The sequence below is a fragment of the Bradyrhizobium sp. CSA112 genome (assembly GCF_029051645.1).
In the GTDB taxonomy this organism is placed as follows: Bacteria; Pseudomonadota; Alphaproteobacteria; order Rhizobiales; family Xanthobacteraceae; genus Bradyrhizobium.
In genome coordinates, this window is sequence record NZ_JAACFS010000004.1 from 112,753 (window position 1) to 137,122 (window position 24,370).

Below are 24,370 nucleotides of genomic sequence, written 5' to 3' on the forward strand. Positions count from 1 at the left end.
CCGCTTATTCCAAGCGAACAGTATGCCGGCAAGGCGGTTATAGACAAATAGCCTCACCGGCGCGGTCGCAGGGCGGACCGGCGCGCAGCGAGGGTGATTTGCTTTGACAGCGGCGCCTCTATCGAGGACAAGCCCGCATGGCCAAGAAACCCGGGACCAATCCCAAAGGCGAGTTCGCCTTTTTCAACGTCGTCTATGAAGACGACTCGCAACGCTCCAACCGCCGCGTGCCGTCCGAGCTGCTCGGCGGCCTCGATGGCGACGAACCGGCGCGCGGATATATCATGGAGCAGGACCGCGAGATCGCCGAAAAATCCGGCCGCGCGCCGCTCAAGATCAAGAGCATCAGCCGTGTTGGGGCGAAGAAGAAGTAGGCTCGCAAGCAACGCCCGGTTACATCAACCAACGTCGCGATCGCCGGAGAGCGGCGTTATCCACGTGCTTAACTACCAGCGGAGCAAGCGGCACCCCTCTCCCCACCTCCCCCGCAAGGGGAGAGGGAACCCTGCCGCCGACGCGTCCCTGACTCGTGCCAATCACATCAGGGATAGCCAAGATGCAATGTGAGGTGAGCACACTGGTACGGCTCCCCCCCCTTGCGGGGAGGGTGGGGAGAGGGGTGGCCCCGGGCGCTGCGCGAGAATTTGGTGCGACCTGACCACACAAAAACGGCGGGCTTTCGCCCGCCGTTTTTTTTGATGGATGCCCGGGTCAAGCCCGGGCATGACAGTCAATACTGACTTACAATCAGTTATCCAAAAAGCTCCGAAGCTTCCGCGACCGCGACGGATGCTTCAGCTTGCGCAGCGCCTTGGCTTCGATCTGGCGGATGCGTTCGCGGGTGACCGAGAACTGCTGGCCGACTTCTTCCAGCGTGTGGTCGGTGTTCATGCCGATGCCGAAGCGCATGCGGAGCACGCGTTCTTCGCGCGGGGTGAGCGAGGCCAGCACCCGCGTGGTGGTTTCGCGCAGGTTGGACTGGATCGCGGCATCGATCGGCAGGATCGCGTTCTTGTCCTCAATGAAATCGCCGAGGTGTGAATCCTCTTCGTCACCGACCGGCGTTTCGAGCGAGAGCGGCTCTTTCGCGATCTTGAGAACTTTTCGGACCTTCTCCAGGGGCATGCCGAGCTTTTCGGCGAGCTCTTCGGGCGTCGGCTCGCGGCCGATCTCGTTGAGCATCTGGCGGCTGGTGCGCACGATCTTGTTGATCGTCTCGATCATGTGCACGGGAATGCGGATGGTGCGGGCCTGGTCGGCGATCGAGCGCGTGATCGCCTGCCGGATCCACCACGTGGCGTAGGTCGAGAACTTGTAGCCGCGGCGGTACTCGAACTTGTCGACCGCCTTCATCAGACCGATGTTGCCTTCCTGGATCAGGTCGAGGAACTGCAGGCCGCGGTTGGTGTACTTCTTGGCAATCGAGATCACGAGGCGAAGGTTGGCCTCGACCATTTCCTTCTTGGCCTGGCGCGCCTCGCGCTCGCCCTTCTGCACGCCGTGCACGATCTTGCGGAATTCGCCGATCTCAAGACCGGTGAGGGCTGCCAGCGACTGGATCTCGTGGCGCAGATCCTTGATGCGGTCCTTCTCGTGATGGACGAAATTCTTCCAGCCTTTGGCTGACAGCTTCGACACACGGTTGAGCCAGCGCGGATCGAGCTCCGAGCCCTGGTAGTTGCGCAGGAAATCCTCGCGCGCGACGCCGTGGCTGTCGCCGAGGCGCAGCAGGCGGCCTTCGAAGGAGACCAGCTTCTTGTTGATGTCGTAGAGCTGCTCGACCAGCGAATCGATGCGGGCCTGATTCAGGCGCAGCGACTTCACCTCGACGATGATCTCGTCCTTCAGCTTCTTGTACTTGCGCTCCTGCGAGGGCGAGAGCGACTCGCTCTGAAGCTGGTTGGCGATGTCCTGTTCCTGCAGGCGGCGCAGCTTCTTGTATTCGGAGGCGATCTTGTCGAACGTCTCGACCACCTTCGGCTTCAGCTCGGCCTCGATCGCGGCGAGCGACATCTGGTTCTCGAACTCGTCGTCTTCCATGTCGCCTTCGGCGGCGGCTTCGGCCGGATCCTTCTCCTCGCCGTCGCCATCGGGCGCGGTGCGGAACGGGGTCGCCGACGGGGGAGCAGCCGGCGGCGCTACATGCGCGGGCGCGGCAGCCGTGCCGTTGGCGACGGGCTGGCCGTCGGCGCCGGCGGGCGCGCCGATCAACGCCGGGTTCATGTTGTTCTTGGCGTCAGGGCCGGCATAGGTGGCTTCGAGATCGATGATGTCGCGAAGGAAGATCTTTCCTTCGTTCAATTCATCGCGCCAGATGATGATGGCCTGGAAGGTCAGCGGGCTTTCGCAGAGGCCTGCGATCATCGCCTCGCGGCCGGCCTCGATGCGCTTGGCGATCGCGATTTCGCCCTCGCGCGACAGCAATTCCACCGTGCCCATCTCGCGCAGATACATGCGGACGGGATCGTCGGTGCGCTCGCCGGGCTCGGACTTCTTTACTTCGGTGACGGCCTTCTGCGTGACCTCGACAAGCTCGTTATCGGTGTCGTCGTCGGCCTCTTCCTTCTCGGCCTCCTCGTCGGCCTCTTCGGCTTCGGAGACGTTGATGCCCATGTCCGAGAGCATCGACATGATGTCCTCGATCTGTTCGGGCGAGGTGGTGTCGGACGGCAGCACTTCGTTGAGCTGATCGAAGGTCACGAAGCCGCGCTTCTTGGCCTGCTTGATCATCTTCTTGACGGCGGCATCGGAGAGGTCGAGCAACGGCGACGGCGCGTCGGCAGAATCCTTCTCCGGGGCGTCCGCTGCCTTGTCGTCTTTTTCCTTGTCCTTAACCTGCAGCGTCTTTGCCTTGGTGGCCATTCATCAAGCTCCCGAAACGCGCTCGTGCGGAATGGCGTGCAACGCCATCCGCCACTGAATTACTGAAGTCGTCAGCGGGGTGTCTTTTGTTTGAAAAGCCAACCCGCTAGATCCTTGCTCTTAGCGCGCGATCCTTTTCGGAAAATTGATTCCACTTTTCCGGATCACGCTCGTGCCCCTGAGTATTCGCATCCTCACGACGCGCAAAGGGCGGCGCAGACCGTCGCCACCCCTTAACCCGCCATCGTCGGTGTTATGCCAACAGCCCTTGGGTGCCTATATGTGTAACCTTCGGACTGTTAAGCTTCGCTTAACCCTGTTTTTGCCGCCAAACCAAGGATTTGGCGAGTCTTTTTGCGGGCTCGGCCGCCGCCGTCCGCATCATTTTTCTTTTCACACGCTCTTCCGGAACCGGCCCGAAAGCTCGCCAAAACCCTCGATCAAGGCCTCGGTGCCGTCGAGCGACTCCAGACGGGCGCTGACATCCTTCAGCCATGCCAGATTGGCTTCACTGGACTCATCGCCCAACGCCAGCTCGGCATCTTTCTTCTCCCTAAGTAGGGCGTGCGTTTTCTGATGCAAGACAACGAGTTGCTGCCAAGTGGCCAAAACGTCTTCGCGCGCTGCGCCGGGCTTGGCGCCCCAGACCGCCGCGGTCGTGATCGCCCGCTCAACCCTTTGAAGAACCTCGCCTAATCCGCGCGCTTCGAGATCGGCGCGCATTTTCTCGGCCTGCTCTTCGACGTCGGGGGAATGGTGATGGTCGTTGGCGAAGGCTGCGATGACGGCGGCGCGGAGCTTATTGGCTTCGGGATGGGCCAGTTCCAGGGCGGCCACTTCCTCCAGATGGTCGTGCAACAGCCAGGGGTGGTTAATCAGGGATTGCAGGATCAGGGCCTCGCGGCGGGACATGGCGCTGCGCTGGCCGCGCATGATCGGACTGGTCGCAAGCTGGGGGCTCGCCGCCTGGTAGGGGCCGGAGCTGATTCCCGGACCCGCTCCCGGCGGGCGGTTGCCGCGGGGGGCGAATCGGCCGGCCGAGCCGCTCGGGAAGGTCCCGCGAGGGGCAAAACGGCGGGGTGATTCGCCCTGCCCGCCCCCACGGAAATTGCCCCGGCCGTAGCCGCCGCGCCCGGCGTCGGGTGCAAAGGTGCGCTGCAGCCGCTCGGCCAGATCCTGGCGATAATAGCGGCGCACGACCTCGTCGCGGATGCCGTTACTGAGTTCGTTGATTTTGGCTTCCAGCGCCGCGCGCCGCTCCGGCGTGGCGAACGTTCCGCCCTCGATCTCGCGCGACCAGATCATGTCGGCGAGTGGGCGCGCCGCCGAGATCACTTCCTCGATCGCGACGCGGCCGCCGGTGCGGGCGAGATCGTCGGGGTCCTGCCCTTCGGGCAGCAGCGCAAAGCGCAGGCTCTTGCCGGGCAACAGATTCGGCAGCGCGAGATCGGCGGCGCGATAGGCGGCCTTCTGTCCGGCGCGGTCGCCGTCGAAGCAGAGGATCGGCTCGTCCGCCATCTTCCAGAGCAGCGCGAGCTGGTTTTCGGTCAAAGCCGTACCGAGCGGGGCCACCGCGCCGGCAAAGCCCGCGGTGACCATGGCGATGACGTCGACATAGCCTTCGACCACGATCAGCGGGCTGCCGTTATGCGTGGCCTGCCGCGCGGTTGCGAGGTTGTAGAGATTATCGCCCTTGTGAAACAGCGGCGTTTCCGGCGAGTTTAAATATTTGGCCGGAACGTCCTTTTCCAGCGCGCGGCCGCCGAAGGCGATGACGCGGCCCCGCGCATCGGTGATCGGAAACATCACGCGATCCCTGAAGCGATCGAACGGAACGGGCTTGTCCTCCCCCGCCACCAGCAGCCCCGCTTCCACCATGTCCTCGGTCGAAATGCCCTGCGCGCCCAGATATTCCTTCAGCGCGAAGCGATCGGGGGGCGCATAGCCGAGGCGAAACTGGAGCTGGGTCGCCGGCGAAATGCTGCGGTCGCCGAGATAGCCGCGCGCCTTGGCGCCGTTGCGCGACGCCAGCGTGTCGGCAAAGAATTTTGCCGCGAGTTCCATTACGTCATGCAGCGTCTTGCGCCGCTGCTCGTGCCGCGCGGCGTCAGGGGTCGCCGCCGGCAGCGGCAGGCCGGCCATGGCGGCGAGGCGCTCGACGGCCTCCGGAAACGAGACGCCTTCGGTCTTCATCACGAAATCGAAGATGTTTCCGTTCATGCCCGACGAGAAGTCGAACCACCCCTGCTTCTGATCGTTGACGAAGAAGGATGGCGTCTTCTCCTGCTGGAACGGCGAAAGCCCCTTGAACTCCTTTCCTGCCTTCTTCAGCTTGACGCGCCGGCCCACGACTTCCGAAACCGGAAGCCGGGCGCGCAGTTCGTCGAGGAATTGGGGCGTGAAGCGCATGGGTGATTTGGGCCTTAAGTCGCGGCGCGGTTGCCAACCGATCATGGATATAGATGGGCCGGGCCTGAAAGCGAAGTTTATCTGGCTTCTTGCCGCTATACACAGGGGCCGTCATTCCGGGGCGATGCGTAGCATCGAACCCGGAATCTCGAGATTCCGGGTTCGCTACGCGCCCCGGAATGACGGCGAATAACTTGATCCGAACCCGGTTCCGCGCTTCCATGTCGGCATGTTCACGGTTTTCCGGGGCGGCAGGAGCGGGGCGTGGCGGGTGACGCGGTTTGCGCCAGTGAAGGGCGCGTCGCTTTCGCCGACGCCGGCCCTGTCGGTCGTGCATTCGCTGACGATCGCGCTGCCAATGATGCCCTCGCCGACCTCCTGGCGCCTGGCCGGCGTCGCCAGCCATCTGCGCTATGCCGAGCGCGCCGAAAAGAAACAGCTTGACGCCTCACCCGCCGAGATCGGCCGGCCGGAGAGGCAACCTATGCCGCGCTGATCCCGATCAAGAAATCGGCGGCGTGGTGGGAATTGACGCAGGAAGAGCGGCGGCAGGTCTTCGAGGACAAGTCGCACCACATCGCGAATAGCCTGAAATATCTGCCGGCGATCGCCCGCCAGCTCTATCACAGCCGCGATCTCGGCGAGCCCTTCGACTTCCTGACCTGGTTCGAATACGCGCCCGCGCATGCGGACGAGTTCGAGGAACTGGTCCGCACGCTGCGCGCCACCGAGGAATGGCGCTATGTCGAACGCGAGGTAGATATCAGGATGGAGCGCGAACGGCTGGATGCGGGGTGATCAGCTCTCGTGCCCCGGATGCTGCGCAGCGCGAAAGTGCTGCGCTGCTAAGCCAGGGCCTATGGCTGCGATATAACACGTCGGGCATGGGTCCCGGCTCTGCGGTGCAACGTACCGGACGATGCTCGCATCGCCAGGGAACGCTACGCCGCGTCCGGGACAAGAGATTCATTTCTCCAGAAATTTCCCAGAGGCGATCTGCGGCAGGCCGGTGACGGGCCAGTTGTAGACATAGGTCCACGCCTCGCCTTCCGCGCCGTCCACCTGCGTCACGGTCAGCATGAGACGGACATATTCGGTCGGCTCCGGAAAGCCGGCGCCGCAGGCTTCATACATGTCGAGTTCGCCGAGCAGCGCGTCGCGGTCGCGCAAGCGGTACAATTCGCCGAACACGATGTCGGCAGGTTCATCCGACAGCACCAGCCCCGGATAATGCTTGATGAGATAGAGCCGGCCGCGGCAGGTGGCGTTCCCCAAAAAATCCGCGCTGCGCGACAACAATTGCGCCATCGGATGGTCGAAGCCGCGCATCAGCGTGCCGTAGACGAACAGTCGATCTGAAATCATGGGCTTCCTATGTCATTGCGAGCCAACGGGTCGCGCGAATGCGCGCCCGATGACAGGCTCCGCGAAGCAATCCATAGGCTGCACGCGGGGACATGGATTGCTTCCGGCTTCGTGAGTTGCGGCTGACAAGTCGTCGCTAATGCCATGGTCAAACCTTCTCCGCTTTCTGCTCCGCCTTCGCTTCACCAACCGAAACGACGTTGATGTCGACCTCCATCCCGGCGAACGCGTCCGGAGAGCCGAGATAAGTGCCATGCAGCGGGATCGCCTGGCGCGGGTCGCGCGCCACGGCGACGCGGATCAGGTCGCGGGTGCCGACGATGCCGTTGGTCGGATCGAACTCGATCCAGCCGGCGCTCGGCAGATAGACCTGCACCCAGGCGTGCGTAGAGCCGCCGCCGACATAGCCATGCGCGCTGTCGCCGGGAATGAAGACATAACCGGAGACGAAACGCGCAGCGATGCCTAGCCGGCGCAGCGCCTCGATCATGAACAGCGCATAGTCGCGGCAGGTCCCGGAGCCGGTCTGCAGCGTGTCGAGCGGATGCTGGGTGCCCTGCTCGTACCGTTTGCGGTAGTTGAAGGCCTCGCGGATGCCATGCGTCAAGCCGCTTAGAATACTGAAAGTCGGCGTTGGCCCCTCCGCGTCGAGAAATTTCCGCGCCCATGCCGACAACTCGCCATTGGGATCGCCATACTGCGGCGTGATGAACTGCAAGAGATCGGGGAGTTCCTCATCATCGTAGAGGAATGGATAGAAATAGGCGGGATCCTCGGCGGTCAGCGCAAACTCCTCCGCCGGATTGTGCTCGACGGTGGCGGTCGCGGTGAACGAGAGCGTATCGGCGCGCTCGTCGAAAGTCGCGATCGCGACGCTGTTGCCGAACACGTCGTGGATCCAGCGGAGTTGCATCGGCTGCGGCTCGATCGCGAGGTGGCTCGTGAGGATGCGCAGATCATGTCCCGGCAGCGGCCGCAACATGATGCGATGTTCGCCGAATGCGACCGGGCGCGTATAGCGATAAACGGTCTTGTGATGGATGGTCAGGCGCGGCATCGTCAGACAATCATCGATTCTGCACTAAACATCCAGACGCCCCCTGCCCAATTCCGGATCGGTATGCCGCTTCGCTAGGCACTGCTTGAAGGAAAATGCTTTGGACGACGCCACCGATACTGCCCTGCTTCTTAGCGCCGAAGACGTTCCTCCGGTCCGCGAATTCAACGCAGCGGGGCGGTCGCCGTTCCTGTTGACCTGCGACCATTATGGACGGCTGATCCCGCGCGCGCTCGGCGATCTCGGCCTGCCCGAGAGCGAACTGGTGCGGCATATCGCCTGGGACATCGGCATTGCCGGCGTCGCGGAGGCGCTCTCAAGACATCTCGACGCCCACCTGATCGTGCAGCGCTATTCGCGGCTCGTTATCGACTGCAACCGTCCGCCCCACGTCGCAAGCTCGATCCCGCGCATCAGCGAGGCCACCACGATTTCAGGCAATGAGGGCATTTCGCGCGAGGCCGCCGCGATACGGCGCGCGCAGATCTTCGATCCCTACCACCGGCGCATCGGCGAGATCATCGACCAGCGCGGCAGCGCTGATATGCCGACGGTGCTGCTGTCGCTGCACAGCTTTACGCCCATCTATGCCGGAATCGCGCGGCCCTGGCACATCGGCACGCTCTATCATCGCGACACGCATCTGCCGCCGCTGCTGCTGCAATCGCTGCGCGCCGAGGGCGATCTCGTGGTCGGCGACAACGAGCCTTATGCGGTCAGCGACGAGACCGACTACACGATCCCCGTGCACGGCGAGGCGCGCGGGTTGATGAATACCGGGATCGAAATCCGCCAGGACCTGATCTCGGATCAGGCGGGTGAGCAGGCATGGGCGGAGCGGCTGGCAAGGATTTTGGGTGAGATTGAAACCATGATGCGGGCGCAGCAATTGTTGTCGGCCTAGCCTTGAACGGCGGCGTAATACGCCACGCCCCAAATCGCTGCAGCGGCGAGCCATATCACCCACACAAACCCGGCATGCGGCTCCAGCGTCGCCTGCGCCGGATTGTCGGGATTGACCCAGACCTTCACGGTGGCACCGTTGTGGTAATCAGTCGTGGATTTGCGGACCAGCCAGATCGAGTTGGAAGCGACACTGCTTGCAAGCGTCGCATGCGTGTTGGTGTAGGTGAGGTTGTTGTACTTGTAGGTGTAGGACACCCGGCGCTGGTACATGACCTGCCCGCGCGACCTCCCCTCCGTCGGCGCGGCGCAGTACTCCTCGATATCGGAGAGTTTTATCGTGCCCGTCACGACAGGCCATTTCATGGCCAGCGACGCCTGCCGGTGCAGGATAAGCGCAAACAGCGCCACTACGGTACCGAACGCACCGAAGGCAACGGATGCGGCGGCGTTTCCTTGAAGCGGAATTCGCGCCGTCACGAATTCGGTGATCTTGTGCAGGCCGATGGCCGAGCCGAACACGATCGCCAGCACGATTGCCGTGCCGATCCCAAGACACCCCCACATGCCCTTGGGCAGCTCGCGCTCCAGCACCGCCTGATCCGGATGCAGCGGATTGTAATAGACGGTGACAACGGCGCCGACCGGATATTTGGCGATGGTTTCGGCAAGCTGGAAATCGCCGCGGTCCTCGCCGATGCTGACGCGGTTGTTGCGCAGCTTCTGTCCGGCCACCGAATATTCGTAAATGACGTTGGCGAAGTTGCGCTGCTCCATCCGAAAGCCGTCTTCGCGCTCGCTGTCGATGACCTTGACCTCGCGTACCTCGGCTTCCGAGGCCACTACCTTGCCGGCGATCGACGGCCACTCGCGCGCGGCGCGCACCTGCAAGGTCTTGTAGACGGCAGCCCCGAGGATCAGCCCGAGGGGGGCCAATAGCATCAGATAGACGAACCACGGCAGGTCGGGCAGCACGGCTTGTTCCCCAGAGACGGCTGGCGGTTAGACGCGACGCCGCCGCCCTGGGTTCAACAGCGCATCCGGATTTACTTCGCCCGCGTCAGCGCCAGCCAGATTCCGCCGCCGATCATGAAGCCGCCGGAGATGCGCGACAGCAGCCGCGTCCGCTGCTTGGAGAAGAACAGCCGCGCCCGGCCGGCGAGCAGCGCGTAGACCGCATCGGTCGAGGCGGCGATCACCATGAAGGTGATGCCGAGCAGCGCCACTTGCGGCAAGTGGGGCTTCTCCATGTCCATGAACTGCGGAATGAACGCGCCGAAAAACACCAGCACTTTGGGGTTAGAGAGCAGCACCAGAAAGCCCTGCAGGAAGAAGCCGCCGCGCGGCGGAGGCGGCGGTTCATCGGCGTTGACGCCTTCGACTGGGGACCGGATCAGCTTGATGCCGAGCCAGATCAGGTAGGCGGCGCCTGCAAAGCGCACCCAGTCGAACCAGTAGCCCATGGTCGCCATCAGCGAAGTCAGGCCGACCGCGACGATGCCGATCACGATCGCGAGGCCGGTTTGCGCGCCGGCGCAATTGATCAGCGCCGCGCGTGTGCCATGCCGCAGACCGTTCGCGATCAGAAGCGTCACCACCGGACCCGGCAACAGAGCTAGCGCAATGCAGGCGGCGACAAAGGCGAAATAGGCTTGAAGGGACATGAGGAGATTCCGGTGAGAGGGCGATTGGCGTCATTATGCATGTGAGGGGATGAGATGGAAGCTGTGCTTCCTCATTCACGACTGCTTCTGCTCCTTCTCCCCGCACTTGCGGGGAGAAGGTCGGGATGAGGGGCGTCTCTCCGCGAATGCTGTGGTCGTTGATAGACCTGTACCCCCTCTCCCGCCGCGCAAAGAGCGCGGCGACCTCTCCCCGCAGGCGGGGCGAGGTAAGAAGGCAGCAAGCTACCGACCTTCCATCGCAGCCGTCATCCAGCGCGTCATTTCGCTACTCGCCAGAAACGCCAGAGCCGCGCGCCGCATCTCGGGTGCATCGGCCCTGCCGTGCGCGAGCGCAACGAGGAGATCGCAGCGGCGCGAGACCGCAACGCCGACGGCGATGTGCGGGGAACCGTTAGGCATTTTGAGGTCATAGGCCCTGATCCGTCCGGGCATATCGCCGAGCCGGACCGTCTGGCCCGGCGCCAGCGCCGCAAAATGCTGGCTCATCAGATCGAGATCGGCGACGCGATCGACCTCATCGTCGTCGGCGACGCCGCGGTCGCAATTGCAGAAACCCATCTTCGGCCGCACGTAGAGCTCCACCTCGCCGCCGCACGCCGCCGCACGACAGCGGAACGCCTTGCCTGCGGGCCAGCCATCGCGGGGAAACGGCCAGGCGATTTCCTGCCACGCGCCATTTCCTTCGTGCTGGCGCGGTGCCGCATGCTGATACGCCGCAGCGCCTGACAACGCGCCGAGCGCCACGACCGCAAATGAAATGACCGGCCAGCGACGCATCGCGCGTCCTCACTGAATGCCTGCGACGGCGCGCGCCGGTCCGGCCAGTTCCAGAATGTGCAGGCCGGTATTGGCGCGATCGACGATGTAGATGTAGCCGCGCTCGTCGGTTTCGACATTGTTGGTCTGGATTGCGACCTTGCAGCGATCCTTGCCGTCGACCTTGACGCAGCGCTTGTCGGTCGCCGCCGTGATCGCCGGAATGAAATAGCCCACTTCCAAGGGGTGATAGGGATCGCGAATGTCGAGCGCGCGCACGCCGGCATTAAAGAAGGATATGAACGCCATCTTCTTGTAGAAGACCGGCGCCATGCTCTCGTTGGAGGAATGCGCGCCGAACCGCCCGCCCCGCTCGCAGAACGATCCGCTCGCCTCCGGCACCGTATAGTTCGAGATGATCATCGGCCGGTTCTCGACCGTGACATCGGCGAACCACACCATCTGCCGCGGCTCGTTGCATTCGTTCAGGATCGCCTCATCGACGATCATGACGATGTCGCGGGTCTTGCCGTCTTTATCTTTCGCGAATTCCGCAATCGGCATGCCCGGCATTGGAAACGTCGTGTGGGCGCCGTTGAATGCCGACATCGTCAGCCGCGCAATTTCCGGGATGCGCAGATTGTCCGGCGTCGGCTCCCTGGGACCATCAAGCAGTTTCTCGCGATCGACGATCTGCAGGATTCCGCCCTTGTTGGTGCCGTAGCCGAAATAGACCCGGTTGCCGGAAGGACCTGTCGAGATCGGTCCATGCAGCTCGGTCGGCACCGCACCTGTCGAGCCGGGCTCCTGGCCGGGAAGGCCGAAGTCACGGATCTTCTGCGGGTGCGCGGGATCGGAGAGATCATAGACTTGCGTCATGCGCCGCGTGCGCCAGTCGGGCGCGCCCGACACCAGGAAGCCAATGCCGGTGTCGCACTCCCACCAGCTCTTGTGCGTGTCCTTTAATCCCGCGATCCGCGTCACCGGCACGGGATTGGCGGGATCGGCGACGTTCCAGATCTCATGCGCCGCGCCGCCAAAGGTCCGCAGCATGTAGACCGCATTGCGATCGCCCTTCGGCAAGGCTTTGCCGTCACAGATCCGCACCATCTGCGCGCCGCCCGCTTCATACTTGCCTTCCTGACCCGGGAGATGGCGCAAATATCTGGGCTGCGAGGGATCGGTGACATCGACGATCGACGTGCCGTTCGGCTCGGCCTTGCCGGTCTGCGGATTGACCGGCGCCGGAATCTCGTCGCTGCCGCCGTGATGGCCGATATAGGCGATCCAGCGGTCGCCCTGGTGATGGATGGTGGGCTGATAGGCGCTGCGCGCCTGCAGGTCGCTGGTTCCAACCAGCTTCATGTTGAGCGCTTCGGGCGGCGCGCCGATCACTTGCTGCTGCGCGCTCGCGATGCCTGAGCCTGCGAGGAGATAAATCGAGAAAAGGGCTGCGAGTTTGAGGCGACCGCTCATGTTCCACCCCGACTGTTCAAGGCCAATCTGCGCTGGCTGAACGCACGATAACACAGGATGTGGGCCGCGCCCAACACACGCCCTTGACATGCAACCATTTGGTTGCCTATTATCCAAGCCATGGATGAAGTCTTCAAAGCGCTTGCCGATGCGTCGCGGCGCTCGCTGCTCGACAGGCTTCACGCCAAAAACGGACAGACGCTGAACGAGCTCTGTGACGGCCTCGCCATGACAAGGCAGGCGGTTACAAAACACCTTGGGGTTCTCGAAGCGGCCAACCTCGTCACGACGCTGAGGCACGGCCGGGAGAAGCTGCACTACATCAATCCGGTTCCGATCCATCAGATCGGCGACCGCTGGATCAAGAAATTCGAGCGCGGGAAACTTGGCGCCCTCAGCGAGTTGAAACGAAAGTTGGAGAAGCGTGATGAGTAAGCCGGAATTTGTCTACGTCACCTATATCGAGACCACGCCGGAGAAATTGTGGGAGGCACTGACGTCCAGCGAATTCTCCAAACGCTACTGGTTCGGCACCGAGCTGAAATCCGACTGGAAGGTCGGCTCGCCTCTGGCGCTGGTCATGAACGGCACCACGACCGATACCGGGGAGATCCTCGAGGCCGACCGGCCGCGGCGGCTCTCCTACACTTTCAAGCATGTGACCAATGAGGCGTACCGCAACGAGAAGCCTTCGAAGGTCGTGTTCAATATCGAGCAGCACGGCAAATTCGTGAAGCTGACACTCACGCATGAAGGCTTTGCAGAGGGCAGCAAGCTGTTGGACGGCATCTCCAAGGGATGGCCGGCCATTATGTCCAGCCTCAAGAGCCTGCTGGAATCTGGAACCGCGCTGGAAATTCCGGTTTCCGCGCTCGGCATCGAGGGCGTGTCATGAACATAGAGAATTTCAAGCCCGCCATTGTCTACACCATCTACATCGCCTCCACGCCGGAGAAGGTATGGGAGGCTCTGACCAGTGCCGAGTTCAGCCGAAAGTATTTTTCCGGCCATTCGGTCGAAGTCGATCAGAGGATCGGCGGCGCCTTCATCATGCGCACACCTGACGGCGCCCTGCATATTTCGGGCGAGGTGATCGAATGCGAGCCGCCAAGGAAGCTCACCGTCACCTTCAACGTCAACTGGCCGGCGCTGGTGGAAAAGCTCGGGCCGACGCTCGTCACCTACGAGATCGAACCGGCGGGCCAAGTGGTGAAGCTGACGATGCTGCAGTCGCACGATCGCGAGATCAGCGACGATATCTTGTCCGGCGGCCGCACCGGCTGGCCGGCGATCCTCTCCAGCCTGAAGAGCCTCCTGGAAACCGGCAACGCACTGACGATCCAGATGCAGCCGCCGGAGCGGATGCTGGCCGCGCTGAAGAAAATGGGGATCGGAACGCCGTAGGCAATTGTCGTCCCTGCCCAGTGCGCAGTTGCGCACGGGCGCAGGGACCCATACTCCGCGGCAGTCGTCGTTGGAAAAGACAAGATAACAACTGGCCTGCAAAACAATTGCCGCCGGTGGTTATGGGTCCCTGCGTTCGCAGGGACGACATTGGGAAAGGCCAGAACCCATCAGGTCGTCGCCCCTGCGAACGCAGGGGCCTATACGCCGCGGCTGGTGTAATGGGCAGGGAGGGAGACGGCTTTGCCTCAGCGATCTGCGGCGGTCGTTGGCTAACGCCGAGTGTCCGCGATCCGCTCTTCCTCGATAGATCACGCGGTATGGGTCCCTGCGTTCGCAGGGACGACGGCGAGAGTTTGCGACGACGGTGAGGCCTGCCCTACCCCAACGCCCTTAGCTCGCGCCGCAGCACCTTGCCCGTCGCCGTCATCGGCAGCGTCTCGGCGAACTGCACGAAGCGCGGGTATTCGTGGGCGGCGAGCTGCACCTTGACGAACTCCTGGATCTCGCGCGCCAGCGCGTCGCTTGCCGCAAAGCCCGGGCGCAGCACGATCCAGGCCTTGATGGATTCAGTGCGGATCGGATCGGGAATGCCGACCACCGCCGACATCGCCACCGCCGGATGCTTCATCAGCGTGTGCTCGATCTCCGACGGGCCAACGCGATAACCGGCGGTGGTGATGACGTCGTCCTCCCGGCTGACATACCAGAAATAGCCGTCCTCATCCTGCACGCCGAGATCGCCGGTCAAAAGAAACTCGCCGGCGTATTTCTTCGCGGTTCCTTCCGGATTGCGCCAATATTCGATCATGGTGCACGGACATGGCTGGCGCACGCCGATGATGCCGCGCTCACCCCTCGGCAACTCCTCGCCCTTGTCATTGACAATACGGACGTCGAAGCCGGGCGTCGCCTTGCCCATCGAACCGGGCCGGATCGGAAACAGGTTCGAGTTGCTGCCGATCACGAGATTGCATTCGGTCTGGCCGAACACTTCATGCGCGTCGATGCCAAAGGTTTCGCGCACCCAGCCCAGCAATTCGCCGCCGAGCGACTCTCCGCCGGTGAAGATGCTGCGCAGCTTGACGCCGGCATTTTTCACGCCGGCCTGCCGCATCAGCTTCAGCGCGGTCGGCGGCAGGAAGGTATTGCGGATGCCGAGCTCGGCCATCATCGCCATCGCCGCCTGCGGCTCGAATTTGCGAGCGCGGTGGCCGACCAGGGGAATGCCGTGATACCAGAACGAGAGCAGGCCGTTGATCAGCCCGCCGATCCAGGCCCAGTCGGCCGGCGTCCACATCAGGTCGCCCGGCTTGGGGAGAAAATTGTGGCACATCTCGACGTTCGGCAGATGGCCGAGCACGACGCGATGGGCGTGCAGCGCGCCCTTGGGATTACCCGTGGTGCCCGAGGTGTAGATGATCAGGGCAGGATCGTCCGCCGAAGTATCGACGGTCGCAAAATCCGGCGACGCCGCCTTCAACGACGTCCAGAACGGTTTTGCCTCGGCGGGCGCGCGATCACCGATCACGTAGATGTTCGATAGCGCAGGAAGACGATCGCGAATTTTCTTGAGCTTCTCCCAGCCGCTTTCGTCGGTAACGACGGCCTTGGCCTCGGAATTCGACAGGCGGAATTCCAGCGCGTCCTCGCCGAACAGCGCGAATAGTGGAATCGAGATCATGCCGGAGCGGAACGCCGCAAGATGGGCGATCGGCAATTCCAGGGATTGCGACAGGAACACCGCGACGCGGTCACCGCGCGAAAGGCCGTCGGCCTTCAGCACGTTGGCGAAACGGCGCGACTGCTCTGCGACCTCGTCGAACGAGGTGCGCGCGGTGGCGCCGTCCTCGTCGACATAAACAAGCGCGAGCCGGCCGGAGCCATCGGCGTGACGGTCGCAACACGCGGTCGCCATGTTGAAGCGCTCGGGAATGTCCCAGCGGAAATTGCGGTAGAGCTCGTCGTAGGTTGAAGCTTCGGTGAGCATGACCCTGATCGTTCCTCGTCATGGCCGGGCGTGTCCCGACCATCCACGTCTTTGCTTGTTTGCTTGTCGATAGTTTAAAGACGTGGATGCCCGGGACAAGCCCGGGCATGACGAGGAGAGACGTTTTTGTTACCCTGACTTAAAGTAACAGCGCCTTCTCCATCGCAAGCTCGGCCCCGAGGCTTGCGATGTCGCGATAGATCGAGGCGACGGCGAGCACGCGGCCGTTGCGCTTGTACTGGAGCAGGCAATCCCTGCCGGCGATGTTGCCGTCCACGGCTATCTCGTCCCATTTCTCGGCGTGGCCGACATAGTTGATCGGCACATCGTAGTGCTGGCTCCAGAAGAACGGCACGGCATCGAACGGCTCGCACTGCCCGAGCATGTTTCGCGCGGCGGTCTGGCCCTGACGCTCCGCCACCACCCAATGTTCGACCCGAATGTTCTCGCGGGAATGCGGATCGGGCCAGCGCGCGATATCGCCCGCGGCATAGATGCCGGGCACGCTGGTTTCGAGATAGGCATCGACGGCGACGCCGCGATCGATCGCCAGCTTCGCTTTCTCGGCCAATCCGAGGCGGGGGCGCACGCCGACGCCGACCACGACGATATCGGCCTCGATCGCGCCGCCGCTTTTCAGCGTCGCGCGCTTGCCGTCGATCGCGGTGACGGTATCGCCGAGATGAAAGATGACGCCGTGCTCTTCATGCAGGGCGCGGACGAAGTCGCCCATCTCGGGCCCGAGCACGCGCTCCATCGGCCGCTGCTCGAGGCCGACGACGTGGACCTCGACATTTCTGGCGCGCAACGACGCCGCGGCCTCTAATCCGATAAAGCTCGCGCCGATCACAACCGCGCGCCGCGCGCCATCGGCCGATGCAGTGATCGCGCGGGAATCGGCAAGCGAACGCAGCACGTGAACATGAGGCTGGTCCATGCCCGGTATTGGCAGGCGCACCGGCTCGGCGCCGGTTGCCAGCAGCAAGCGGTCGTAGGAGATGGTCTCGCCGCCTGCGGTGACGACATGGCGCGCGTTGACGTCGATTGAGGTGACCTCGATGTTGAGCCGCAGGTCGATCTTCGCCCCGGCGTAGAAATCATCCGGCCGCAGCGGCAGCCAATCCTCCGGTGCGCTGCCGGCGAGATAGTCCTTGGAGAGGTTCGGCCGGTCTACCGGCGCCGCGGCCTCGTTGCTCAGCATCACGATGCTGCCGCGATAATCCTGCCGGTGCAGCATCTCGGCTGCGGCAAAGCCGGCCGCGCCGCCGCCGACGATCACGATTTGGCCGGGCCCGTCGGCGGCGCGCTTCACCTGCGGGTTTGGCGCCTCGCGCTTTTCCCGAACGAAGACGCGGTCACCTTCCAGCTCGACCTTCCAGACCGCGACCGGGCTGAGCGCGGGCACCCGAGTGGCTTCGCCGGTGCGCAGATCGAAACAAGCGTGATGCCAGGGACAACGGATGCTCTCGCCGGTCACGAGGCCTTCGGCGAGCGGCCCGTGATAATGGCTGCAGTGGGCGCCAATCGCAAAAATCTCCGATCCCGACCGCACCAGCACAACTTCATCGTCGCCGACATGAGCAAGCAAGGTCTCGCCCGTGAATTCGGACAGGGATACGCCCTTTGACAGATCGGGACCGGCGGGCGGAGCTTGCTGATCGGCCATCTCGTCCTCCGCTCTCGTTGCGCCATGTCGCCATTTCCAAAAATTTGCTTTGATAATCACGCCGACGCCTTGCGGTTCCAGGACGTCAACAAGCAGCGTTGTGGCCTGAGCTTGGCTGAAGTGCTAAAATGAGACATTCAACAAAGCACCGCACGATCATGAAGACGTTGCTGTTGCTAGTGCTTTCCATGATTGCCGCCGCGCGGGATGCGACGGCACAGGACACAGAGTGTGTCCGCGAGCGCGCCGCCATGGTCGAAACCATCAAGGCCTACGCCCGGTCCCACGCCAATGTTGTGGTGCAGCAGGGCCTGTCGGATCGGGTCCTTGAGGCCATGGGGCAAACGAAACGCCATCTGTTCGTTCCCGAGCGATCTTGCTCCATCGCATATGCGGATAGGCCTCTACCGATCGGCCTCGGCCAGACCATATCGCAGCCGTTCATCGTGGCCTTGATGACAGAGTTGGCCGAGGTCGCGCCCGATCATGTCGTGCTCGAAGTCGGCACGGGTTCGGGATATCAGGCCGCCATCCTTGCGCGCCTGGCGCGAAAGGTCTGCACCATCGAGATTGTCCCGCAACTGGCTGAGACCGCCACGAAAACACTCAAAGACCTCGCGTATGACAATGTGAGCGTCCGGCTGGGCGACGGCTATGCTGGCTGGCCCGAATGCGGTCCTTTCGACGCCATCGTGGTGACCGCCGCGCTCGGGCAGGTACCGCCGCCGCTGATCGAGCAGCTCAAAGTGGGTGGTCGGCTCGTCATGCCGGTGGGAGCCGAGTACGGCACTCAGCACCTCACGGTCGTCGAGAAAATCGCCCCTGACAAGACGACAACTCGCGCCGTTGTCCCCGTGCGCTTCGTGCCCTTCACGCGTTCACAGGGCCGATAACGATCTGGTTCTTGAGGAGCAGGAACAGGCCAGACTTATCGCCCATGGAACCCTCGGTGTTCTTGCTCGTTGAACCTCCAAATCAAGCCAGGGAGGACCCCGCATGATGAAGATCGCTCTTGCCGTGGCGACAGCCGCGGCTGTGCTGACGACTGCCCCGCTCGTTACTCCGGCCAAGGCCCAAGACGTCAAGCAAGGCGTCAAGATGGCCCAAGTCGATGTTCAGGTCGGGCGGGACCGCGATGACCGCTATTATAGGGACCGTCGCCGGTACGATTCCGACACTACAGTTGGCGTCGGCCCTGGTGGTGTTACCATCGGCCCGCGACAACGTTGCCACTGGGAAACTAGGACGATTGAACGGGACGACGGCCGCAGGATCACGCGCAGGGAGCGCGTCTGCGACTGAAACCGCGAGCAACACAGAGATAATTGTTCGGATCTCGCGCGACGTCTGCTTGCAGTGCCGTAGCCTGGATGGCGCGAAGCGCAATCCAGGAAGGTGCCGGTACGGATCAAGAGCCCCGGATTTCGCGGAGTTCCATGCGGGCTACGGAAAGCAAGCTCATCCCGTCAGCGCCGCCTTGACCATGCCGCTGGCCTTGCCGAAATCCATCTGGCCGGCGAATTTCGCGCGCAACACGCCGATCACCTTGCCCATGTCCTTCATGCCGGCAGCGCCGGTCTCGGCGATCGCGGCCGTGATCGCAGCCCTAACCTCGTCCTCCGACATCTGCTTGGGCAGATAGGCGGAGATCACCGCAATCTCCGCGCGCTCCTGCGCGGCCAGTTCGGCGCGGCCGCCCTTGTCGTAAAGCTCGACCGATTCCTGGCGCTGCTTGATCATCTTCTGAAACACGCCGAGCAGGTCAGCGTCTGATAGCGGCGGCTTGCCCTGCCCGCGCGCCTCGATGTCAGCATTCTTGATGGTCGAATTGACCATGCGCAGCGTGGAGAGCTTGCGTTCGTCCTTGGCCTTCATGGCCTCCTTGACCGCATTGTTGATGTCATCGCGCAGCATGGTTGCCTCACTAAAATGGTGCCGCCGGAAGGCATTTGGTCTATCGGAAGATTCCGCGTCTATATAGGGGCTGCGCGCGCCACGCCACTGGCATCATCGGGTGATCCGCCGGCCGGCTGACGAGCCAAGAACGGCTATGGGCATCGAATTGGTTAAGCCGGGGGCCCGCCCGATTCGGCTCGATTTGGCCAAAAACCGCTGACGCGGCGGAACCGGTTGTCAAATATGCGGCAAACGCATGTGAATCCCGCGCTTTTCCTGGGCTTCCGGCTTTGACGCGCGGGGTCGCTTGCGACTATGAAGTGCGCTCATGACAACATCTGTAAACGCCTCAGCCTGGCCGGACCTCAAACCGACCGCGCTCCTCGTGCTTGCCGACGGTACCGTGCTGGAGGGTTTTGGCCTCGGCGCGGAAGGCCACGCCGTCGGCGAGGTCTGCTTTAACACCGCGATGACCGGCTATGAGGAGATCCTCACCGATCCCTCCTATGCCGGGCAGCTCATCACCTTCACCTTCCCGCATATCGGCAATGTCGGCACCAACGAGGAAGACATCGAGACGGTGAACATGGCTGCGACGCCAGGCGCGCGCGGCGTGATCCTGCGCACCGCCATCACCGATCCCTCGAACTACCGCGCGACAAAGCATCTCGATCAGTGGCTGCGGGCCCGCGGCATCATCGGCCTATCAGGCATCGACACCCGTGCGCTCACCGCGCTGATCCGCTCCAAGGGCATGCCGAATGCGGTGATCGCCCATTCGAAGAACGGCGCGTTCGACCTGCACGGCCTGAAGGAAGAGGCGCGCGAATGGCCCGGCCTCGAAGGCATGGATTTGGTGCCGATGGTCACATCAGGCCAGCGCTTCACCTGGGACGAGACGCCGTGGGCCTGGGAAAAGGGTTTTGGCCGGCAGAGCGAGCCGGAGTTCAACGTGGTCGCGATCGACTACGGCATCAAGCGCAATATTTTACGGCTGCTCGCCGGTGAAGGCTGCAAGGTCACGGTGGTGCCGGCGACGACGTCGGCCGAAGACATCCTGGCGATGAAGCCGGACGGCGTTTTCCTGAGCAACGGTCCGGGCGATCCGGCCGCGACCGGCAAATACGCCGTGCCGGTCATCCGTGAGGTGATTGAATCGGGCACGCCGACCTTCGGCATCTGTCTCGGCCACCAGATGCTGGGCCTCGCCGTCGGCGCCAAGACCATGAAGATGCATCAGGGCCATCACGGCGCCAATCATCCGGTGAAGGACGAGACCACCGGCAAGGTTGAGATCACCTCCATGAACCACGGCTTTGCCGTGGACCAGGCGACGCTGCCGGAGGGCGCGATGCAGACCCACATCTCGCTGTTCGACGGCTCCAATTGCGGCATCGAGCTCAAGGGCAAGCCGGTGTTCTCGGTGCAGTACCACCCCGAAGCCTCGCCGGGCCCGCGCGACTCGCATTATCTGTTCAAGCGCTTTGCGGATCTGATGCGGGCGAATAAGCGAGCGTAGGGCGTTCACTTGTCATTGCCGGGCTTGACCCGGCAATCCATCTTTTCTTGAAGAGTGATGGATGCCCGGATCCCGGCTCCGCCAAGGCTTCGCCGCGGCTTTCTCCGTTGGCGCGCCGAAGCTTTAGCGGAGGCGGCAAGTCCGGGCATGACATACTGCCATGTGGCAAGCCTACTGGCTCAGTCAAACGTCCTTTGGTATGATAATCATCATCATAAATCAGGATGCATGGTCATGGACGCCAAGCCTATCGTTCCCGCGGTCGAATACGGCGTGACGCCCACCCATGTCATGGCGTCGATGTCAGGCCTCGACTTCGTCCGCGCCATCTTCGACGGCAGATTGCCCTGCCCGCCGATCATGCAGAACGTCGAGCCGTTCGATTCCACCGCCGAGACCGGCCACGTGGTGTTCCACAGCGTGCCGGGATTCCGGCATTACAATCCGATCGGCTCGGTGCATGGCGGCTATGCCGCGATCCTGCTTGATTCCGCGATGGGGCTTGCGGTTCACACCGCGCTGCCCGCCGGCACCGGCTACACTACGCTCGAATTCAAGATTTCCTTCATCAAGGGCATGACCAAGGATACCGGCCCGGTCCGCACCGAGGGCAAGACGCTCAGCGTCGGCCGCCGCGCCGCGACCGCAGAGGCGCGCATCACCGACGCCAAAGGCCGGCTGCTCGCGCATGCGACCACGACGTGCCTGGTCTTCGAGATTCCGAAGGGAACGTGAAGCGCTGACTTTGGTTTGAAGGGGTGGTGCCAGACCAGGAGCGGCGTCTTCGCCGCGTCTCGAAGGATGAATGGCACCAGCGGGGCCTCGTGGTTCGAGACGGCGCGGAGCCTGTCATCGGGCCGCGCTACGCGCGGACCCGTTGGCGCCTCCTCACCATGAGGGTTTAATGGTTACGACGATTGCGGAGAGCCACATGTCCGTCGTCAGCACCGATATCGAACCGCTCACCTTCGTCTTCGAGGACGATGGCCTCGTACCAAATAACCCGATGCCGTTCCTGGTCTACAAGGGCGCGGTCGACGTCGCGAACGATCACCCGGAAAAGACCATCGAGGGATTGTTCGGCGCCAATGGCTGGGGCGCGATGTGGCGCGACGGCGTCTATGATTATGCGCACTACCACGCCACCGTGCATGAGGCACTCGGCGTCGCCCGTGGCCGCGCGCGTGTCCGCTTCGGCGGTAACAGCGGCCAGGAGCTCGAGATTGCGCCCGGCGACGTCGCCATCCTGCCGGCCGGCACGGGGCATCAATGCGTATTCGCCAGCCCCGATTTCTGCGTGGTCGGCGCCTATCCGCCGGGACCGCCGATGCAGATCACGCGGCCGACGCCGGAGAATCATGCGAAAGCGTTGAAGACGATCCCGGAAGTAAAGCTGCCGAAGACCGATCCGGTCAGGGGCGCGGATGGCCCGCTGGTCAGGCTGTGGAAGCGCAGCCGAGCCTAAGTGAACCGCCACTCACCGGGGCGGCCGCAATTCACTGTTGATCCAGCCGAAGGCGTCGGACCGGAGTGGATCGGCGGCCAGCGTCATGGTTTCGGTGCGGCCGCATATTGCGCATTGGAACGTGCGTTGCTCCAGGCCCTCCGGTCCATCCGAAACAGCGGATGTGATCATCCGCGCCTGGCAATCGGGACAACGCGGACGGCTTATTGGCAAGAGTTCTGGAGGTGGTCTTTCCGTGCCGAACATGACATTCACCCGGTGTTGGGGTGGAACCTGTCGGCGGGTCGCAAATGTGAACGCCGACGGCCATTCACGAGGCCGGAACTGTGGGGCCTCGATCGCCCGCTTCCGGCGCTCAAGGTTACAAACACATTCCCTCGCAAATATATCCCTCGAACTGTCTGGTACCCGACTATCAGCCCAGAATTAATTAGCTATTGCCGGTACTTGCGCCCACTGTGGGTCTATCGCCGGATCTCTTCCCAGGCATCGGTGACAGAGAGAGTTGAAGCTCCCGCCTAACTTGCGTTGGAGCTCCTCGTGGCCGCTGAAAATCACCTCCTGCGTTTACTGGATGCCTCAGCACTGGCCCTGCTGAAACCACACATGCGGACGATTACCGTTGAACATGGCGAGTTGCTCCACAGCTCATCTTCCGACATCGAGTTCGCCTACTTCCCGCGTTCCTGCATCATTTCCGTCCTCGCCACTACCGAGCAGGGTGCGACCGCCGAGACCTCCATCGTCGGCCGCGAAGGAATGATCGGATCGTCGACTATCCACGGCATCACGACGTCGTTTGCGGATTCGATCGTGCAGGTCGCCGGCGAAGCGGTTCGCATTCCCGCCGCGGAAGTTCATCGCGTCGGACGGGACAACGACGGCTTTCGAAAAACCGTTGCGCTGTTCGATCTATCGTTGCTCGCGCAGTCGCAGCAATCGACCGCCTGCCAGGCGTTGCACCAGGTGGAAAACCGCGCCGCGCGCTGGCTCCTGCAATGCAGGAAGCGGCTGGGCAGCAACGACATCCGCCTGACCCAGGAGTTCTTCGGGCAGATGCTCGGGGTTCAGCGCACCACCATCAACCTGGTCGAGCGCACCCTGCAGAATGCCGGCCTCATTCAGATCGGGCGCGGCCGCATCTCCATCCTCGACGCCGAGGGACTGCAGGACGTCGCATGCGACTGTTACGATCGCATCGAACGGCGGTATGAGGAGCTATTGGGCCCTCTCGAGTAATTCAACGGCGACTGGCGATCGGCAAGTTTGAACTGGCTGAATCCGGTATCGGCTCACCTGAAGACAGCCGCATCGCGGCGACCCTGGCGACGAAAAGCCCGATGACGAGATTTGCCCGCTCGGTCTCCAGCTTGTCGCGGATCGGCCCGTTCGGCTCGGTCGCGCACATCGTCTTGATGCAATCGAGGGTGCGGGACAATGAATCGACCACCGCCAGGATCGGTTCTATGGATGGCGGCGCCGCCGCCGGCTCCGACGCGGCTTCAGACTTCGCGCCCCGCAATTCAATTACCTTCTGCATCGCTCGATTTCCAAACCTGAAGAGCTGTGGCACACAACCAAGTTGGACCCGCATCGTTCTGGTCGGGATCATTGGCCGCCACCGATCATACCGGCGCCTCCCACATGCTCGCTTAAATTGATTATCGGAATCTTGCAGCGCAGCATCTATGCGCAGGCTTTTTTCGACGCTGTTGAGCCGGCGCGGCGCCGATCCGTTTCATCGGCGAGACGGACCGCTGGCAAAACTGAGAAAGTGCGGCTGACCGTTTTGCCAGTTGGCGCATGGCATCCCAACTCATGCGAAACAATTCAAAAGCGCACGAAATTTAGCGACAATCAATCCATCCGCGAGCACTCGGTGCGACGAGAAAACAATGCATCTTACTGGACATTGTG

At 62.8% G+C, this 24,370-nt stretch carries 23 protein-coding genes and 1 pseudogene; 12 read left to right on the forward strand and 12 right to left on the reverse strand.

Features of this window, described 5'->3' with window-relative positions; genetic code table 11:
• Positions 1–137: 137 nt before the first annotated feature.
• A complete protein-coding gene (locus GWE18_RS10505) occupies positions 138–374 on the forward strand; it encodes a hypothetical protein (protein ID WP_275185697.1) in 237 nt (78 codons plus the stop codon).
• Positions 375–747: 373 nt separating this feature from the next.
• Here the strand turns inward: GWE18_RS10505 and rpoD are convergent, their stop codons facing one another.
• Complete coding sequence (rpoD, locus tag GWE18_RS10510; protein WP_057901109.1) at positions 748–2,862, reverse strand: RNA polymerase sigma factor RpoD; 2,115 nt, start codon at positions 2,860–2,862, stop codon at positions 748–750.
• A 393-nt stretch (positions 2,863–3,255) separates the two neighbouring features.
• Positions 3,256–5,271 (reverse strand): DNA primase, encoded by a 2,016-nt coding sequence (gene dnaG / locus GWE18_RS10515; protein ID WP_275185698.1) that lies wholly within the window; start codon positions 5,269–5,271, stop codon positions 3,256–3,258.
• Between the two features lie 229 nt (positions 5,272–5,500).
• Between dnaG and GWE18_RS10520 the strand changes: the two are divergent.
• Positions 5,501–6,069 (forward strand): annotated as a pseudogene (locus GWE18_RS10520) (chlorite dismutase family protein).
• A gap of 168 nt (positions 6,070–6,237) precedes the next feature.
• Here GWE18_RS10520 and GWE18_RS10525 read toward each other — a convergent pair.
• Both GWE18_RS10525 and GWE18_RS10530 read right to left on the reverse strand, forming a co-directional pair.
• Positions 6,238–6,636, reverse strand: a complete 399-nt coding sequence (locus tag GWE18_RS10525) for a gamma-glutamylcyclotransferase family protein (RefSeq protein WP_275185699.1) — start codon at positions 6,634–6,636, stop codon at positions 6,238–6,240.
• 148 nt (positions 6,637–6,784) lie between these two features.
• Entirely contained in the window at positions 6,785–7,693 is a 909-nt protein-coding gene (locus GWE18_RS10530; RefSeq protein WP_275185700.1) for a transglutaminase family protein, read from the reverse strand.
• Positions 7,694–7,793: 100 nt separating this feature from the next.
• On the opposite strand from GWE18_RS10530, the gene GWE18_RS10535 reads away from it, so the two are divergent.
• The gene (locus GWE18_RS10535; protein WP_275185701.1) at positions 7,794–8,597 is read left to right on the forward strand and encodes an N-formylglutamate amidohydrolase; all 804 of its coding nucleotides are present in this window, start codon (positions 7,794–7,796) and stop codon (positions 8,595–8,597) included.
• Here the strand turns inward: GWE18_RS10535 and GWE18_RS10540 are convergent.
• From GWE18_RS10540 to GWE18_RS10555, 4 genes are all read right to left on the reverse strand, one after another.
• The gene (locus tag GWE18_RS10540) at positions 8,594–9,571 is read right to left on the reverse strand and encodes a DUF3592 domain-containing protein (RefSeq protein ID WP_275185702.1); all 978 of its coding nucleotides are present in this window, start codon (positions 9,569–9,571) and stop codon (positions 8,594–8,596) included. The two genes, GWE18_RS10535 and GWE18_RS10540, sit on opposite strands and share 4 nt — an antisense overlap.
• A gap of 71 nt (positions 9,572–9,642) precedes the next feature.
• Positions 9,643–10,260: a LysE family translocator gene (locus GWE18_RS10545; RefSeq protein ID WP_275185703.1), complete on the reverse strand. Its 618-nt coding sequence runs from the start codon at positions 10,258–10,260 to the stop codon at positions 9,643–9,645.
• 243 nt (positions 10,261–10,503) lie between these two features.
• A complete protein-coding gene (locus GWE18_RS10550) occupies positions 10,504–11,058 on the reverse strand; it encodes a hypothetical protein (protein WP_275185704.1) in 555 nt (184 codons plus the stop codon).
• Positions 11,059–11,067: 9 nt separating this feature from the next.
• Positions 11,068–12,513 (reverse strand): hypothetical protein, encoded by a 1,446-nt coding sequence (locus GWE18_RS10555; RefSeq protein ID WP_275185705.1) that lies wholly within the window; start codon positions 12,511–12,513, stop codon positions 11,068–11,070.
• A 120-nt stretch (positions 12,514–12,633) separates the two neighbouring features.
• On the opposite strand from GWE18_RS10555, the gene GWE18_RS10560 reads away from it, so the two are divergent.
• The 3 genes from GWE18_RS10560 to GWE18_RS10570 are packed head-to-tail and all read left to right on the forward strand — an operon-like array spanning position 12,634 to position 13,917.
• Positions 12,634–12,948, forward strand: coding sequence for a helix-turn-helix domain-containing protein (locus GWE18_RS10560; protein WP_275185706.1), 315 nt, complete (start codon positions 12,634–12,636; stop codon positions 12,946–12,948).
• Positions 12,941–13,408 (forward strand): SRPBCC family protein, encoded by a 468-nt coding sequence (locus GWE18_RS10565; protein WP_275185707.1) that lies wholly within the window; start codon positions 12,941–12,943, stop codon positions 13,406–13,408. The genes GWE18_RS10560 and GWE18_RS10565 overlap by 8 nt, the downstream gene beginning before the upstream one ends.
• Entirely contained in the window at positions 13,405–13,917 is a 513-nt protein-coding gene (locus tag GWE18_RS10570) for an SRPBCC family protein (RefSeq protein ID WP_275185708.1), read from the forward strand. The genes GWE18_RS10565 and GWE18_RS10570 overlap by 4 nt, the downstream gene beginning before the upstream one ends.
• A 379-nt stretch (positions 13,918–14,296) precedes the next feature.
• Here the strand turns inward: GWE18_RS10570 and GWE18_RS10575 are convergent, their stop codons facing one another.
• Entirely contained in the window at positions 14,297–15,907 is a 1,611-nt protein-coding gene (locus tag GWE18_RS10575; RefSeq protein ID WP_275185709.1) for an acyl-CoA synthetase, read from the reverse strand.
• A gap of 139 nt (positions 15,908–16,046) precedes the next feature.
• Positions 16,047–17,573 (reverse strand): FAD-dependent oxidoreductase, encoded by a 1,527-nt coding sequence (locus GWE18_RS10580; protein WP_275185710.1) that lies wholly within the window; start codon positions 17,571–17,573, stop codon positions 16,047–16,049.
• A 158-nt stretch (positions 17,574–17,731) separates the two neighbouring features.
• On the opposite strand from GWE18_RS10580, the gene GWE18_RS10585 reads away from it, so the two are divergent.
• A complete protein-coding gene (locus GWE18_RS10585) occupies positions 17,732–18,466 on the forward strand; it encodes a protein-L-isoaspartate(D-aspartate) O-methyltransferase (RefSeq protein ID WP_275185711.1) in 735 nt (244 codons plus the stop codon).
• A gap of 103 nt (positions 18,467–18,569) precedes the next feature.
• On the forward strand, positions 18,570–18,875 hold the full coding sequence (locus GWE18_RS10590; protein ID WP_275185712.1) for a hypothetical protein: 306 nt from the start codon (positions 18,570–18,572) through the stop codon (positions 18,873–18,875).
• 156 nt (positions 18,876–19,031) lie between these two features.
• Here the strand turns inward: GWE18_RS10590 and GWE18_RS10595 are convergent, their stop codons facing one another.
• Positions 19,032–19,487 (reverse strand): GatB/YqeY domain-containing protein, encoded by a 456-nt coding sequence (locus tag GWE18_RS10595; protein ID WP_275185713.1) that lies wholly within the window; start codon positions 19,485–19,487, stop codon positions 19,032–19,034.
• A gap of 310 nt (positions 19,488–19,797) precedes the next feature.
• Between GWE18_RS10595 and carA the strand changes: the two genes are divergently transcribed.
• The 4 genes from carA (at position 19,798) to GWE18_RS10615 (ending at position 23,692) form a co-directional block, all read left to right on the forward strand.
• The gene (carA, locus tag GWE18_RS10600) at positions 19,798–20,988 is read left to right on the forward strand and encodes a glutamine-hydrolyzing carbamoyl-phosphate synthase small subunit (RefSeq protein ID WP_275185714.1); all 1,191 of its coding nucleotides are present in this window, start codon (positions 19,798–19,800) and stop codon (positions 20,986–20,988) included.
• Between the two features lie 234 nt (positions 20,989–21,222).
• Positions 21,223–21,723, forward strand: coding sequence for a PaaI family thioesterase (locus tag GWE18_RS10605; RefSeq protein ID WP_275185715.1), 501 nt, complete (start codon positions 21,223–21,225; stop codon positions 21,721–21,723).
• 196 nt (positions 21,724–21,919) lie between these two features.
• Positions 21,920–22,453, forward strand: coding sequence for a cupin domain-containing protein (locus GWE18_RS10610; protein WP_275185716.1), 534 nt, complete (start codon positions 21,920–21,922; stop codon positions 22,451–22,453).
• A 606-nt stretch (positions 22,454–23,059) separates the two neighbouring features.
• Positions 23,060–23,692, forward strand: coding sequence for a Crp/Fnr family transcriptional regulator (locus GWE18_RS10615; RefSeq protein ID WP_275185717.1), 633 nt, complete (start codon positions 23,060–23,062; stop codon positions 23,690–23,692).
• A gap of 1 nt (position 23,693) precedes the next feature.
• Here GWE18_RS10615 and GWE18_RS10620 read toward each other — a convergent pair whose 3' ends face one another.
• Complete coding sequence (locus GWE18_RS10620) at positions 23,694–23,993, reverse strand: hypothetical protein (RefSeq protein ID WP_275185718.1); 300 nt, start codon at positions 23,991–23,993, stop codon at positions 23,694–23,696.
• Between the last annotated feature and the right edge of the window lie 377 nt (positions 23,994–24,370).

Excerpts from the sequence above, each read along its gene's own strand:
- GWE18_RS10505 (WP_275185697.1), top strand. The coding sequence starts at position 138 with ATGGCCAAGAAACCCGGGACCAATCCCAAAGGCGAGTTCGCCTTTTTC.
- rpoD (WP_057901109.1), bottom strand. The coding sequence starts at position 2,862 with ATGGCCACCAAGGCAAAGACGCTGCAGGTTAAGGACAAGGAAAAAGAC.
- dnaG (WP_275185698.1), bottom strand. The coding sequence starts at position 5,271 with ATGCGCTTCACGCCCCAATTCCTCGACGAACTGCGCGCCCGGCTTCCG.
- GWE18_RS10525 (WP_275185699.1), bottom strand. The coding sequence starts at position 6,636 with ATGATTTCAGATCGACTGTTCGTCTACGGCACGCTGATGCGCGGCTTC.
- GWE18_RS10530 (WP_275185700.1), bottom strand. The coding sequence starts at position 7,693 with ATGCCGCGCCTGACCATCCATCACAAGACCGTTTATCGCTATACGCGC.
- GWE18_RS10545 (WP_275185703.1), bottom strand. The coding sequence starts at position 10,260 with ATGTCCCTTCAAGCCTATTTCGCCTTTGTCGCCGCCTGCATTGCGCTA.
- GWE18_RS10550 (WP_275185704.1), bottom strand. The coding sequence starts at position 11,058 with ATGCGTCGCTGGCCGGTCATTTCATTTGCGGTCGTGGCGCTCGGCGCG.
- GWE18_RS10555 (WP_275185705.1), bottom strand. The coding sequence starts at position 12,513 with ATGAGCGGTCGCCTCAAACTCGCAGCCCTTTTCTCGATTTATCTCCTC.
- GWE18_RS10560 (WP_275185706.1), top strand. The coding sequence starts at position 12,634 with ATGGATGAAGTCTTCAAAGCGCTTGCCGATGCGTCGCGGCGCTCGCTG.
- GWE18_RS10565 (WP_275185707.1), top strand. The coding sequence starts at position 12,941 with ATGAGTAAGCCGGAATTTGTCTACGTCACCTATATCGAGACCACGCCG.
- GWE18_RS10570 (WP_275185708.1), top strand. The coding sequence starts at position 13,405 with ATGAACATAGAGAATTTCAAGCCCGCCATTGTCTACACCATCTACATC.
- GWE18_RS10575 (WP_275185709.1), bottom strand. The coding sequence starts at position 15,907 with ATGCTCACCGAAGCTTCAACCTACGACGAGCTCTACCGCAATTTCCGC.
- GWE18_RS10580 (WP_275185710.1), bottom strand. The coding sequence starts at position 17,573 with ATGGCCGATCAGCAAGCTCCGCCCGCCGGTCCCGATCTGTCAAAGGGC.
- GWE18_RS10585 (WP_275185711.1), top strand. The coding sequence starts at position 17,732 with ATGAAGACGTTGCTGTTGCTAGTGCTTTCCATGATTGCCGCCGCGCGG.
- GWE18_RS10590 (WP_275185712.1), top strand. The coding sequence starts at position 18,570 with ATGATGAAGATCGCTCTTGCCGTGGCGACAGCCGCGGCTGTGCTGACG.
- GWE18_RS10595 (WP_275185713.1), bottom strand. The coding sequence starts at position 19,487 with ATGCTGCGCGATGACATCAACAATGCGGTCAAGGAGGCCATGAAGGCC.
- carA (WP_275185714.1), top strand. The coding sequence starts at position 19,798 with ATGACAACATCTGTAAACGCCTCAGCCTGGCCGGACCTCAAACCGACC.
- GWE18_RS10605 (WP_275185715.1), top strand. The coding sequence starts at position 21,223 with ATGGACGCCAAGCCTATCGTTCCCGCGGTCGAATACGGCGTGACGCCC.
- GWE18_RS10610 (WP_275185716.1), top strand. The coding sequence starts at position 21,920 with ATGTCCGTCGTCAGCACCGATATCGAACCGCTCACCTTCGTCTTCGAG.
- GWE18_RS10615 (WP_275185717.1), top strand. The coding sequence starts at position 23,060 with ATGCGGACGATTACCGTTGAACATGGCGAGTTGCTCCACAGCTCATCT.
- GWE18_RS10620 (WP_275185718.1), bottom strand. The coding sequence starts at position 23,993 with ATGCAGAAGGTAATTGAATTGCGGGGCGCGAAGTCTGAAGCCGCGTCG.